The sequence below is a fragment of the Nonlabens sp. genome (assembly GCF_965657255.1).
GTDB lineage: Bacteria > Bacteroidota > Bacteroidia > Flavobacteriales > Flavobacteriaceae > Nonlabens.
In genome coordinates, this window is record NZ_CBFHNM010000001.1 from 112,321 (window position 1) to 126,205 (window position 13,885).

A 13,885-nucleotide genomic window follows, 5' to 3' on the forward strand; every position below is an offset into this window, starting at 1 on the left:
TCATTCCTTTTGAAATTATATCTTTTTTTTTCTAAAAATGTAAAACCTATATTTAATTTTTAAGACCTTAATTTATTATCTATGCAAAACTTTTACTTTATAGTATTTACACTTTTTACCGCAAATGCTTTTGGACAGTGTCCGACTGTGTTATCAGAAATTGAAACTACATCACCAGTTACCGTAAATAATATCATAGAGATTTGCCCCAACGATTCAGTAACATTTACAGCAGTTTTTGATCCTAACTATAACTACACTTGGGACTTTGAATCTTTGGGAACACAAACTGGCCGCACAGTTACGCAACAATTTAATGAGTCTGGTGGTTACTTTATACGACTTTTAACCACAGATCAAAATGCTTGTCCTAGCGATCCTGTAGACTATGTTACGGTTGTTGTTTCTGAAGATCCAGATATCAATTATGACTCAATAGACGCTCCTGTAATATGCTTAGGAGATTCTTTAGATATTATTCCAGAGAGTTCAAATGCACCTATTTTAGTTTGTAATGATGCTGATTTTGTGGCTGGCACGACATTTCTACCAGATGGAAGCGGTGTAAGTTATGAGACTTCTATCAATATAGATTGTTTTCCTGATGGTTCTGTATTAAATAATACGACTAGTTTTTTAGGAGTTTGTATGAATATAGAACACTCTTATGCAGGTGATCTGGACATCGAGCTTATTGCTCCTGATGGAACGGTACTAACCTTATTATTTAACAATTTTGGAGGTAATGTATTTTTGGGCGAACCTATAGACGATGATAATGATCTAAGTCCAGGAATAGGTTACGACTATTGTTTTACTACTGACGCACTAGAAAGTTTTGCAAATGCTACGAGCGGAAATACTACTATCCCTGCTGGAGATTATAGCACCAGTGATCCATTCAGCAATCTACTAGGTGTTCCTCTAAATGGAACATGGAGTTTAAGAATAACAGATAATTTGCTTATTGATAACGGTTATATTTTCAGTTGGTTTATGAAATTTGGATCCAATTTAGAATTTACTACTGGCTATACTTCTCCTATAATAGTAAGTGAGTCATGGGCTGCACATCCAGACATTACCGTACTATCTACTGGTGGCGTTACCATAACTCCTTCACAAACTGGTATTAACTGTTATGACTATACTACTACAGATGCCAGCGGTTGTACATTTATTAATCAATATTGCATCGAGGTACGCGATCCTCAAACTGATTTTCCAACTGTAGATCTTTATATTTATGACAGCGATGCAAATGGAACTGAGGATTTTAATCTAGATTTTAATACAGATCGTTTAATAGGCAATATGGACGCTGCGACTACAACCGTTACTTACTACAACACACTCGCAGATGCTCAAAACCAAAGCAATCCTATTTTTAACACTGATTCTTTTGCAAACACTACAAATCCGCAAACTATTTATGCTTCGGTAAACAATTCCAACTTACTTTGTCAAAATGTAATCGTTGACTTTGATTTGATTTTAACTAATCAACCAGTGACAGATTCTGATAACGATACGATTCCAGATTTAAGTGAAGATCTTAATGGTAATGGAGATTTGACTGATGATGATACAGATGGTGATGGAATTCCTAATTATCTAGATGACGACGACGACGGCGATGGAGTCCCTACAGCTGTGGAGACTTCTGGTGTAGGCGCAAGAGGAACCAATTTTACTTTTATTGATACAGATGGCGATGGTATTGAAAATTATTTAGATAATGACGATGACGGCGATGGAGTACTCACTGAAGATGAAGACTACAACGGCAATGGAGACCCTACTGATGATGATACAGATGGAAGTGGTATTCCTGATTTTTTAGAAAGTACTGTAACATTAAGTATAGATTCTATAACAAGAGATGCATTTGTTATTTATCCAAATCCATTTTATGAAAATAATTTTGAAATAAGATATTCTAATAGCAATAGCAATACACTTAAAGCAACGCTTTACAATATGAATGGAGCTTCTGTTTTAACTAAAAGCTATCCAATAAATGAATCTGGAATAATTAAGGTGGAAACACCTAATTTGACTTCAGGAATATACTTTTTACAATTGAACACAAATCAAAATTCAGTTTATAAATTGATTAAAAAATAGAGTATCAACTTTTCAATATCAAAAAAATCAATCAATTAATGCAAGAACTAAGCGGCTATTGGGAAGGATATTTTATTTATGGATTGGGTTTTGAATTGCCTTTCTTTGGTGAGCGAGTTAAAATGAATGCACAACTAAGCTTTGATGAAACCGAAATAATAGGAACGTTAACTGAAGAAAAAGGGCCATTCTCAACTGGCAAAACGGTTGCTATAAATGGAATCATAGAAGATTTTTTGATTTCACTTCAGGTTCAGTATTCTACAAACCCAGTATTTCTAGAAGACGGTTTTACCACTGAAGAAATAGAACACGAATTTACTATTAACTATAATGGTACGATAGATTTCCAGAAAAAAGCGATGCATGGTTTGTGGTATATGGAAAACGAGATAGAATCACAACTTGATCTAGAAATCCCACCTGCCGAAGGTTTATGGGTTTTGAAAAAAACTGACAAACCTAAAAGTGACTTTGATTACTCTTTGCTTGGATTGTAAAGAGATAGTAAACATTTTTATAATTTCTAGATTTATTTGAAAAGTTGATTATTGTCATCTTTTAAACAGATCATCTCACATAATTTTGTTGCTGTTAAATAATTAAATAGCAACACCATGAAGACCATCCTTATTCCTATAGACTTTTCAAAAACTAGTCACAAAGCTCTTGAAGTAGGCGCAACAATTGCAAAACGTATATCTGCTAAGATTGTACTAATTCACATGGCTGGATTAGAACAAGGATTGAACGATAAGAACAATAGTTTTGAACAGGCAATTTTCTATAGCAAAGTGATAGGAAAGAAATTTGAAGAGTTAAATAAAGAGCCTTACTTAGACGGAATCATTGTGGAGCCTTTATTGCAAAAGCATTTAGATTTTGAAGGAATAAATGACCTTGCCAAAAATATCAAAGCATCTCTTATAGTAATGGGATCAAACGGCAGCAAAGGCCTAACCGAAATTATTAAAGGTAGTAATACAGAAAAAGTAGTACGCCATTCTGAAACACCAGTTCTTGTCGTTAAAGATAACGAGATCAATTTTGCTCCAGAACGTATTCTTTTTGCAAGTGACTTTCAAGTGGAAACAATAAATGCATATCATCGAGTGATTGAAGTCGCTACCATGCTTAACGCTCGCATTGAATTTCTCTATGTAAACCTGCCTGGCGATCCATTTAAAAGTACTGGAGAAATGGATGAAATTTTACTTCAATTCTTCAGAGAAGTTAAACATCCTGACGTAGTAAGTGCTATTAAAATGGTGAATCGTTATGCTGACTATTCTGTGGAGCAAGGTGTAATGAACTATGCAGCTCTAAGTGGTACAGATATTATTGCCATTCCTACTCATGGACGCACTGGCATTTCGCATTTATTACAAGGCAGTATAAGTGAAGATATTGCAAATCATGCGGTCATGCCAGTTCTAACGGTTAAGATGTAACTCTATATTTAAAAAAGATGTTTTCAAAAGTCAATTCCATAAATGAATGCAGTATTATTTCATAAACCATAACAATTCAGCAAACGCTCACTATATTTGCCTTATAACTGGCTAAGTAGCTCAGCTGAATAGAGCACTGGATTTCGGCTCCAGCGGTCGCAGGTTTGAATCCTGTCTTAGTCACAATCACTCACAACTGCGTTGTGGATTGAAACATAAAAACCTTGACAAGCTCGCTTGATCAAGGTTTGTTGTTTTAATACACCAGACTTGAAAAGGCTGGCAGTTGTATTTGCAAAATAGACTTCATTCAGGATCAATGAAATTAATCCTGTCTTAGTCACAATTCATTCATATCACCTATACAATTCAACAAGCTTGATTGATAATTCTTGTTCTTAAGTAAGACTATCAACAAAATATTTGAGTAATAAAATGCCAAACATTTCTTATCTAACTTAATTCAGCTTTATTTTTTTTGTAATTTCATGACTTAAATTAAAAGGCATATGAGCACGTATAATATTCATGTAGGCGATCAACTTTTCCATTTAGATAAGGATGATGCAGCTGCGCTAGACATGAACCAAGTGAACAATACTACTTTTCATGTTTTAAAAGATAAAAAAGCTTTTCAAGTTGCGGTGGTGTCTAATAGTGATTTTCATAAAATCACTACTATTGCTGTAAACGGTCGTAATTATGATATTAAAATCGATGACAGCTATGACATTATGGTCGCTCAAATGGGACTTTTAGAAGTCTCTGAGGCAAAATCTAATAATATTATGGCACCTATGCCTGGTTATATCGTTGACATTATGGTGAGTCCAGGTGATTCTATTGAAGAAGGAACACCTTTGTTTGTGTTATCTGCCATGAAAATGGAAAACGTGATACTGTCTGACGGTAAAGGCGTCATTAAATCTATCGAGGCGCAAAAAGATGACTCTGTCACTAAAGGACAACTAATTATTGAGATGGAGTCTTAAAACTAATCAGCACCAAAGTTTCCTTAACTATTATTAAAAATTCCGCTTTCGCGAAAGCGAGATCAAATCATACATTACATGAAGAAAATACTAATTGCAAACCGTGGAGAAATTGCTATTAGAGTCATGAAAACGGCTCAAAAAATGGGAATAAAAACAGTAGCTGTTTATTCTGAAGCAGATCGAGGTGCACCGCATGTACGTTTTGCAGACGAAGCTGTTTTATTAGGACCAGCAGCATCATCTGAATCGTATTTAGTGATGGAAAAAGTAATTCAGGCGGCAAAAGATACTGGTGCCGATGGAATCCATCCTGGTTATGGGTTTTTAAGTGAAAATGCTCAGTTTGCACAATTAGTAGAAGACGCTGGAATGACTTTTATAGGTCCAAAACCTTATGCCATTAAGGTCATGGGAAACAAATTGGCTGCAAAAGAAGCTGTACGCGATTATGACATACCAATGGTTCCCGGAATTGAAGAAGCTATTACTGATGTGGCGCTGGCAAAAAAAGTAGCACAAGAAATAGGTTTTCCTATTTTGATAAAAGCATCTGCTGGTGGTGGCGGTAAAGGAATGCGTGTCGTTTCTAACATGGAAGAATTACCTGAACAAATGGACCGTGCTATCAGTGAAGCACAAGCCGCATTTGGTGATGGAGCAGTTTTTATTGAAAAATATGTAGCCTCTCCACGACATATTGAAATTCAAGTATTAGCAGACACTCATGGAAACGTCGTTCATATTTTTGAGCGTGAATGCAGTGTACAAAGACGCCATCAAAAAGTGGTAGAAGAAGCGCCATCTGCGGTGTTGACACCTGCTTTACGTGAGGCTATGGGTGAAGCAGCGATTAAAGTCGCAAAAGCCTGTGATTATATAGGTGCTGGAACTGTAGAATTTCTTCTGGACGAGAACAAAAACTTTTATTTTCTGGAAATGAATACTCGTTTACAAGTGGAGCATCCTGTTTCTGAAATTATTGCAGGAATTGATCTAGTAGAACAACAGATAAAAGTAGCTCGTGGAGAAAAATTAGCATTTGAACAATCTGACTTATCTATTAATGGTCATGCCCTTGAAGTCAGAGTGTATGCAGAAGATCCACTTGACAATTTCATGCCTAGTATAGGCACTCTTTCTACTTATCAAATGCCTACTGGAAATGGAATACGAGTAGATAATGGTTTTGAAGAAGGAATGGAGATACCTATTTATTATGATCCTATGATTTCTAAATTGATCACTTATGGAAAAGATAGAGACGAGGCTATTTCCCTAATGATCAAGGCTATTGATAATTATAAAGTAGATGGTGTTGCGACCACGCTTCCTTTTGGCAAATTTGTTTGTGAACACGAGGCTTTTACTACTGGAGATTTTGACACCCATTTTGTAAAAAATTATTATTCTGCACAGCATTTAGAAGAACAATATGAAGAAGAGCGAAAAGTAGCTGCTCTAGTGGGCCTTAAATTATATTTAGAAAATCAAAAAAGTCTAAAAACACCTATTCACAGTACTTCTAACTGGAACAAGAGGAACGACTAATTATTGATCAAAATACTAAGAAAAAAATCTAATAGTTTTCAAAAATTGCCATGAAAGATAAAAAACAAATACTAGCAGATAAATTAGCACAAGCTCAATTAGGTGGTGGATCCGATAGAATTGAAAAACAACATGCAAAAGGAAAACTAACCGCAAGAGAGCGTTTACACTTTTTACTTGATGAAGGTTCATTTGAAGAAATGGGAGCTTTGGTTACACATCGAACTACCGATTTTGGAATGGACAAAGAACTGTTTTATGGAGATGGTGTGGTAACTGGTTATGGAACCATCAGCGGCCGACAGGTTTGTGTCTTTGCACAGGATTTTACCGTTTTTGGTGGCGCGTTGTCAGAAACACATGCAGAAAAGATTTGTAAAATTATGGATCTTGCAATGAAAATAGGAGTTCCTGTGATAGGGCTGAATGATAGTGGCGGCGCTCGTATTCAAGAAGGTGTACGTTCATTAGGCGGCTATGCAGACATCTTTCATAGAAATGTAATGGCATCTGGAGTTGTGCCTCAAATAAGTGCGATTATGGGACCTTGCGCTGGTGGAGCAGTTTATTCTCCTGCGATGACAGATTTCACCTTGATGGTAGAAAACTCAAGTTATATGTTTGTTACAGGACCAAATGTGGTGAAAACAGTTACAAATGAGATTGTGACTGCCGAAGAATTAGGTGGTGCATCAACTCATGCGACAAAATCTGGTGTGACACACTTAACAGCTGCAAACGATATACAATGCATCAATCAAATCAAACAGATGATAAGCTATATGCCACAAAATTGTGAGGATAAAGCAGCAGATATACCTTTTACCTTAGGAGATGAAATACGTGAAGGTTTAGAAAGTATTGTACCAGAAAACCCTAATCAGCCCTATGATATGCGTCATGTGATTCATGAAATAATTGATACCGATTCTTTCTTTGAAATTCATAAAGACTATGCAGATAATATTGTGGTTGGTTTTGCAAGATTAGCTGGAAAAAGTATTGGTATTGTTGCAAATCAGCCAATAAGTCTTGCTGGAGTTTTAGATGTGGAAAGTTCTAAGAAAGCTGCTCGTTTTACCAGATTTTGCGATTGTTTTAATATTCCACTTCTAGTGTTAGTTGATGTCCCTGGATTTTTGCCTGGTACAGACCAAGAATGGAATGGTATCATCACTAATGGAGCAAAATTGTTATATGCATTAAGTGAGGCAACTGTTCCTAAAGTTACCGTGATCACAAGAAAAGCTTATGGTGGTGCTTATGATGTGATGAATTCAAAGCACATAGGCGCAGACATGAATTATGCATGGCCTGGTGCAGAAATTGCTGTTATGGGAGCAAAAGGTGCCAGCGAAATTATATTTAAAAAGGAAATTAAAAATGCGGATGATTCAGCAGCAAAACTTGCAGAAAAAGAAGCCGAATATGCTGAGAAGTTTGCAAATCCATACAGTGCCGCGGCAAGAGGTTTTATAGATGAAGTTATTTTACCTAAGAACACTAGAAGAAAATTAATTAAGGCTTATAAAGCACTTGAAAATAAAACTTCTAGCTTACCTAAAAAGAAGCATGGTAATATTCCCTTATAAGACTAGAGACTAAATAATAGATTCAATCGATCTATTATTTTTTATCTCCCTTGATACAAATTAAAAAGCCTATTTAACTTTTACCAAGTTAAATAGGCTTTTTAAATATTTGTAATCAACGGTTTTGAAATAAAACCAGAGGTTTAATGCGGTAGTTTAGTTCTTAAAAGCCCATATACAAAGGTTCCTATTAAAGCACCAAAAAGAACTATTAAGATAGATGGAAAACCTGCACCTATCAATACATACATGGGTCCTGGACAAGCTCCTGCAAGTGCCCATCCTAATCCAAAAATAATCCCACCAGCAAGATAACGAGTGATACTTTTTGCTTTAGGATGCAAATGCATATCTGTTTTATCAATGGTTTTTATATTTTTCAACTTTATGAACTGTACACCAGCAACCCCTATAAGAAGAGCAGATCCTATGATACCATACATGTGAAAACTACCAAATTCAAACATTTCATAAATACGAAACCATGATGCAGCTTCTGACTTAAACATGACGATTCCAAAAAAGATTCCTATAACTAAATATGTAATATATCTCATTTCTTAAAATATTAATGGGTAGATAAAATGAATCATGGTTAGTCCACCTATGAAAAAACCAATAACAGCAATCAATGATGGTAATTGTAAATTACTCAACCCAGAAATAGCATGTCCAGAAGTACAGCCGCCTGCATATCTAGCACCAAAACCGACTAGAAAACCACCAATTATTAATATAGCAAGATTGAAAGGATCAGTGAGATTTTCAGTTGAGAAGATTTCAGTAGGTAAGTAAGCTTCTCCTGCACTATTGATGTTATATTCATCTGATAATTTCTGAGCAATTTCTGGATTGATTTCTACCGTATTGTTACTCATATAATTTGATGCAATAAAACCACCTATGATAGCACCTAGAACTACCATTAGGTTCCATCTTTCTGCTTTCCAATCAAATTTAAAAAAGTCAGCTGCTTTATTAGCTCCTACTGCCGAGCATGCTACTCTAAGGTTAGAAGACATCCCAAATTGCTTTCCTAACCATAGCAATAAAAACATTGTCAAAGCAATTAATGGTCCTGCTACGTACCAAGGCCATGGATCATATATCCAATTCATATATTTTTAATTTTAGTTTATTATTTTACTTAGTAGTCATTGTTAAAGGTTCCTACTGCAACTATAAATATGGTAAGAACCTTTATGCAAATCATCATCAACTATTAAACTTGAAACTCTTTTACAGCTTCACTTAAATCGTATACTGTAGCGTTTTTCAAAATATCTTGTACAATACTGCTTCCAGCGGCACTGCGATAGCCACCTGCACAGTGCACCACTATTGGTTGATTTACAGGAATATCTGAAGCTGTATCTCTCAATTCGTTTAACGGATGTTCGAGAGCTTTTTCAAATATCTTACCTTCATTGATTTCACTTTGATTACGTATATCAACAATAGTATATGAATCTAAGTTATTTTTAAAATGTTCTACATCTAATTGAGGTGTTTGTGATAAGTTATCAGTGGATAAAGTGATCACTTCCCTTAGCTGCTTTTCATATCCTATCTTAGAAATACGTTGCAATAATTTGTCTTTATTTTCTGCCGTGTCAATAACCAGTGTAAAATCTTCTTGAGGCTTCACTATCGCTCCTAACCAAGTTTCAAATTTTGAAGTATCAGATACTGCTTGAATGTTGATACTACCTTCTAAATGTCCTTTCTTAAAAGTAGCTTCATCTCTCATATCAACTATAAGTCCAGTAGCTTTTGTTTTCTCAACCAAAGAAATAGACTCTAAAGATGGTTCTAAATTATCTGCGCCGGCTTTATTAATCGCCACATTATAACCAAAATAAGATGGAATGAATGGCTGACCATCTAATAATGTATTCATAAACGTTTCTTTGGACTGCGGTTGAAAAGCCCAACTATTCTTACGCTCATCTCCTAGTGTACTGCTAGCTGCATCACTTAAACTTTTACCGCATAATGATCCAGCACCATGTGCAGGATAAATAATGGCATGATCTGGTAAATCGCTAAATTGATTTGTCACAGTATCGTACATCATCTCTGCAAGTTCCTCACGTTTTGCTTTTAAATTTCCTGCTTTCTCTCTCAAGTCTGGCCTTCCTACATCTCCTATAAAAATAGTATCTCCTGTAAATAGAGTAATTTGATCGTCTTGACTAGCAACTATTGTTATACTATCTGGTGAATGTCCAGGAGTGTTTATAGCTTTTAACGTAGCATTACCTAACTTTATCTCATTACCACTATCAAAAGCTTCATGGGGATAATCTGCTCCCGTTTTTACACTGTTGTAAATAGTTGCACCGGTTTCTTTGTGAATCTCTAAATGAGAACTTACAAAATCTGCATGAGGATGTGTTTCTATAATCGCGGTAATGGATGCGTTGTTCGCTTTCGCGAAAGCGTAATAACCACTAACATCTCTTTCTGGATCAATAACGGCCATTTTTCCATCACTTATAATGGCATATGAGTAATGCGACAAAGGTTTGTATTCAAACTGTTTTATGATCATAACTGTTTCTTTAAAATTGATTTTATATGATTTTGTTACTTAGTAAGTTCTTTATAAATGATGTAAACACCCATTACTAGAACGAACCAACCAAAACCTTTTTTTAATTTTTTACCGTCAATAAATTTATTAAGCCAAATACCTATAAAAATACCTACTACCGAAATTGCTGTAAATGATAACAAAAATGTCCAGTCAATTTCTAAATTTTGAACATCACCTAGAAAACCTATCAAAGATTTAATCGCGATGATAAATAGAGAGGTTGCCACCGCTTTTTTCATTGGTAGCTTTGCTAATAAAACCAAGGCTGGAATAATTAGAAAACCACCACCAGCACCTACTATACCTGTAATTGTCCCTACTACTAGTCCTTCTACGATAATTAATGGATAATTATAAGTAATCACGGAATCTTCTGCTCCTTCATCTCTTTTATTGCGTATCATAGAAACTGATGCTAGTAACATTATGAACGCAAAAAACAACATGATAGCAAGGTTTTTTGTCACCATAAAACCACCGACTTCAAATAACTCTTCTGGTATAGCAGGAATTAAGTAAGCTCTCGTTAGATAAACGGCTATAAAAGCCGGAATAGCAAAAATGATTGCGGTCTTAAAATCGACCATTCCCTTACTGATGTTTTTAATAGCCCCTACAAGCGAGGTGGTTCCCACCACAAACAAGGAATAAGCAGTTGCAATTACTGGATTTAAGGTAAGTGCATACACCAGGATCGGTACTGTCAGAATGGAACCACCACCACCGATAAGACCTAAAACAAGCCCTATCAAAAGAGCTCCTATGTAACCTAGTATTTCAATGAATTCCATTGTAGTTTTTTAAATTAAGTCACAAATTTAATTGACTACCTGAAGAGTCTTTGTAACAAGTGTTACAGGACTTCAATAAAACTACGGTGTAACTTTATAAACTTTCTGTTTTCCATCTTCTTAAGCAATCTAGAAACAACTACACGACTGGTATGTAAGTCATTTGCTATCTCACGATGTGTAATATAGATGTGTTTGCTGTTTAGAATCTGTATTTTATCTTTTAAATAATTTTCTAGTCGTTCATCCATATTATTAAAAGCAATATTATCGATGCTTTCTAATAACTCCATCATGCGTTCGTGATAACTATTAAACACAAAGTTGCGCCACGATTTGTATTTACTAGACCACTCTTCCATTTTGCCAATTGGAATCATAAGTATTTGGGCAGGTGTTTCTGTTACGGCGTGAATTTCACTTTTTGTATTTCCCATACAGCAAGTCATGGTCATAGCACAAGTGTCTCCTTTTTCTAAGTGGTAAAGGAGTAGTTCTTCACCTTCATCATCAGGTCTCATTATTTTTATACTACCTGAAAGTAATAAAGGCATTGATTTTATAAACTGACCTGGCTGGATAAGGTCCTGACCTTCTGGAGCCTCTATAAAAGTTGCAATCTGATAAATTTCTTCAATTAATTGGGGTTCAAATTGAGAACCGTAATTATTCTTAAGTTCTTGAATCATTTTTTACTTTTTGTGCTCTCACTGCGTCATATTTAAAAAATAAATGTGCCCAGATAGATTTTGAAACAGCACCAATATATGGAAAAAAAGCAACCAATGTAATTACAATAACTATAAAAATTCTCATAGGGCTATTTGCTAGACCTAGAATTAATAAAATCATATACGCAGCAACAGCAAATGCAATTCCTACACCATAAGAAACATACATAGAACCGGTATAAAAGCTAGGTTCTATAGAATATTTTAATTGGCATTTAGGACAACGCTCTTTAACGCTATTCATTTTTGAGAAAAGATATGGATTTGCTTTTAAAAATTGCCCTTGACGACATTGTGGACATTTTAAGAAAAGAATACTATTGAGAATATTTTGCTTTAACATCGTACAAATTTTTACAAATTTATACGATAGATATCTCTAGATAGGTAACCATTGTTACACAAGCCTACTAGAATTAGAAGATTATTATTATCATTGAATTAGGTACAAGTACAGCGGTAATCCTATAGTTATATTTAAAGGAAAAGTTATCGCTAGCGCCATAGGCAGATAAAGACTAGGATTTGCTTTAGGAGCAGCAATTCTCATGGCTGCAGGTACTGCAATATAAGAAGCACTTGCAGCAAGAATAGCAAGTAATAGACGATCTCCTGTTTCATTTAAAACATATCCTGAAGCTAATGCAACCACGCAACCATTTACCAATGGCACTACTATAGCAAATACCAATGCAAACCAGCCCTTTTTAATCAACACACCTAACTTCTTACCACTAGTAATTCCCATATCTAGCAAGAAAACAGCAAGAAATCCTTTAAACAAATCTGTAGTAAACGGCCTTATACCTGCCGCTTGTACATCGCTAGCTATATAACCTATAACTAAACTTCCTAGAATAAGAACCACACTACCGTTAGTAAGAGCATGTTTAACAAGTCCCCAAATTTCGTGCTTATCCTTTTGATCTCCTTTAGAAGACAGACTCATTAATAAAACACCTACAATAATAGAAGGTGCTTCCATCAACGCCATAACAGCAACCATATGACCGCCAAATGGAATTCCTTCCATCTCTAAATAACTTATAGCTGTCACAAAAGTAACAGCACTGACAGAACCATAGGCAGCTGCGATTGCTCCAGAATTTGCTATCGTAAACTTAAGCCTTAATATGAAAAAAGTATAGACAGGAACTAGAACTGCAAGTGCAAGCCCTATGAACACTGCCCAATAAATATCTGCTGTAAACTCACTATGCGATAACTCTTGTCCACCTTTGAAACCTATGGCAAATAATAGATAAAGAGAGATAAATTTAGACGAGTTTTTTGGGATTTCTAAATCACTCTTCACTTGTGAAGCAAACAACCCTAAAATAAAAAAGAGTAAAGCAGGATTAGACAGGTTATCTGTCAATAAATGTAAATCCATTTATAATATTTGTAGTAGTATTAGTAGTAGTAGTAGTAGTAGTAGTAATTAGTCTATGATCTCTATTTCAAGAATACCATTAATCTTAATCTTCTTACCCATTAATTTTGCCTCGCGGCATATCTCTTTGAACTCTTTTCTCTCTAATTCAAGTTCTACGACCCTACTATCATCATAGTTGGTATCACTATTTACATTTCCCTCGCACATTGAAAGCCTATGTAGTTTATGAAAGTTGATTTTTTCTCTAATCAAACTACTCACTACATCTGAAGCCTCAGAAGGTGAAAATGTGCTATCTACTAATTGGACTTTGGTCATTACTTCTTTATTTGAAGTCATAATTGAAAGATTATTGTTAATTTTTTTTCAGCATTGGAATAATAGCTATTCCTATAATTAGAAATATCACTGTAAATGGCAACAGTAAATAAACAGACATAGGGTGATCTGTAATTAGACAGAATACTGCTATTATCAAGTAAATAAGAGCCAAGACAGCTATACCAAAATACCTCAGTAACTGAGCTGATTTTTGCAAATTTAAGTGAGGTAGGATACGAATCATTTTAAACGATCTTGAAAAGTTCTCATTATCGAATTTTGAATTAAATTGCTGTATCATGATTTCAGTGATTTAAAAAAGCTATGCAAAGAT

Annotated in this window: 14 protein-coding genes and 1 tRNA gene; 7 read left to right on the plus strand and 8 right to left on the minus strand. The window is 35.0% G+C overall.

Features of this window, described 5'->3' with window-relative positions; genetic code table 11:
* Window positions 1-81: 81 nt before the first annotated feature.
* The 7 genes from ACTF54_RS00580 to ACTF54_RS00610 all read left to right on the plus strand — a co-directional run bounded on the left by ACTF54_RS00580 (window position 82) and on the right by ACTF54_RS00610 (window position 7,713).
* On the plus strand, window positions 82-2,127 hold the full coding sequence (locus tag ACTF54_RS00580; protein ID WP_438968502.1) for a T9SS type A sorting domain-containing protein: 2,046 nt from the start codon (window positions 82-84) through the stop codon (window positions 2,125-2,127).
* A gap of 38 nt (window positions 2,128-2,165) precedes the next feature.
* Window positions 2,166-2,627, plus strand: a complete 462-nt coding sequence (locus ACTF54_RS00585) for a hypothetical protein (RefSeq protein WP_347197602.1) — start codon at window positions 2,166-2,168, stop codon at window positions 2,625-2,627.
* A gap of 117 nt (window positions 2,628-2,744) precedes the next feature.
* Window positions 2,745-3,578, plus strand: coding sequence for a universal stress protein (locus ACTF54_RS00590; RefSeq protein WP_347197601.1), 834 nt, complete (start codon window positions 2,745-2,747; stop codon window positions 3,576-3,578).
* A gap of 109 nt (window positions 3,579-3,687) precedes the next feature.
* Window positions 3,688-3,761: transfer RNA gene (locus tag ACTF54_RS00595), tRNA-Arg, on the plus strand.
* A 326-nt stretch (window positions 3,762-4,087) separates the two neighbouring features.
* A complete protein-coding gene (locus ACTF54_RS00600) occupies window positions 4,088-4,570 on the plus strand; it encodes an acetyl-CoA carboxylase biotin carboxyl carrier protein subunit (protein WP_347196648.1) in 483 nt (160 codons plus the stop codon).
* Window positions 4,571-4,648: 78 nt separating this feature from the next.
* Complete coding sequence (gene accC, locus ACTF54_RS00605; protein WP_438968503.1) at window positions 4,649-6,121, plus strand: acetyl-CoA carboxylase biotin carboxylase subunit; 1,473 nt, start codon at window positions 4,649-4,651, stop codon at window positions 6,119-6,121.
* Between the two features lie 50 nt (window positions 6,122-6,171).
* The gene (locus tag ACTF54_RS00610; RefSeq protein ID WP_438968504.1) at window positions 6,172-7,713 is read left to right on the plus strand and encodes an acyl-CoA carboxylase subunit beta; all 1,542 of its coding nucleotides are present in this window, start codon (window positions 6,172-6,174) and stop codon (window positions 7,711-7,713) included.
* A gap of 143 nt (window positions 7,714-7,856) precedes the next feature.
* Here the strand turns inward: ACTF54_RS00610 and ACTF54_RS00615 are convergent, their stop codons facing one another.
* From ACTF54_RS00615 to ACTF54_RS00650, 8 genes are all read right to left on the minus strand, one after another.
* On the minus strand, window positions 7,857-8,270 hold the full coding sequence (locus ACTF54_RS00615; protein ID WP_347196651.1) for a DUF6691 family protein: 414 nt from the start codon (window positions 8,268-8,270) through the stop codon (window positions 7,857-7,859).
* 3 nt (window positions 8,271-8,273) lie between these two features.
* Window positions 8,274-8,831 (minus strand): YeeE/YedE family protein, encoded by a 558-nt coding sequence (locus ACTF54_RS00620; protein ID WP_347196652.1) that lies wholly within the window; start codon window positions 8,829-8,831, stop codon window positions 8,274-8,276.
* Window positions 8,832-8,935: 104 nt separating this feature from the next.
* Window positions 8,936-10,267: a rhodanese-like domain-containing protein gene (locus tag ACTF54_RS00625; RefSeq protein WP_438968505.1), complete on the minus strand. Its 1,332-nt coding sequence runs from the start codon at window positions 10,265-10,267 to the stop codon at window positions 8,936-8,938.
* 35 nt (window positions 10,268-10,302) lie between these two features.
* Complete coding sequence (locus tag ACTF54_RS00630) at window positions 10,303-11,103, minus strand: sulfite exporter TauE/SafE family protein (protein ID WP_347196654.1); 801 nt, start codon at window positions 11,101-11,103, stop codon at window positions 10,303-10,305.
* Between the two features lie 62 nt (window positions 11,104-11,165).
* Window positions 11,166-11,792, minus strand: a complete 627-nt coding sequence (locus ACTF54_RS00635; RefSeq protein WP_347196655.1) for a Crp/Fnr family transcriptional regulator — start codon at window positions 11,790-11,792, stop codon at window positions 11,166-11,168.
* The gene (locus ACTF54_RS00640; protein WP_347196656.1) at window positions 11,776-12,177 is read right to left on the minus strand and encodes a DUF983 domain-containing protein; all 402 of its coding nucleotides are present in this window, start codon (window positions 12,175-12,177) and stop codon (window positions 11,776-11,778) included. Before ACTF54_RS00640 ends, ACTF54_RS00635 begins: the two co-directional genes overlap by 17 nt.
* Before the next feature lie 90 nt (window positions 12,178-12,267).
* Window positions 12,268-13,227, minus strand: a complete 960-nt coding sequence (locus ACTF54_RS00645) for a sodium-dependent bicarbonate transport family permease (RefSeq protein ID WP_347196657.1) — start codon at window positions 13,225-13,227, stop codon at window positions 12,268-12,270.
* 48 nt (window positions 13,228-13,275) lie between these two features.
* Complete coding sequence (locus ACTF54_RS00650) at window positions 13,276-13,569, minus strand: hypothetical protein (protein ID WP_347196658.1); 294 nt, start codon at window positions 13,567-13,569, stop codon at window positions 13,276-13,278.
* Window positions 13,570-13,885 lie beyond the last annotated feature (316 nt).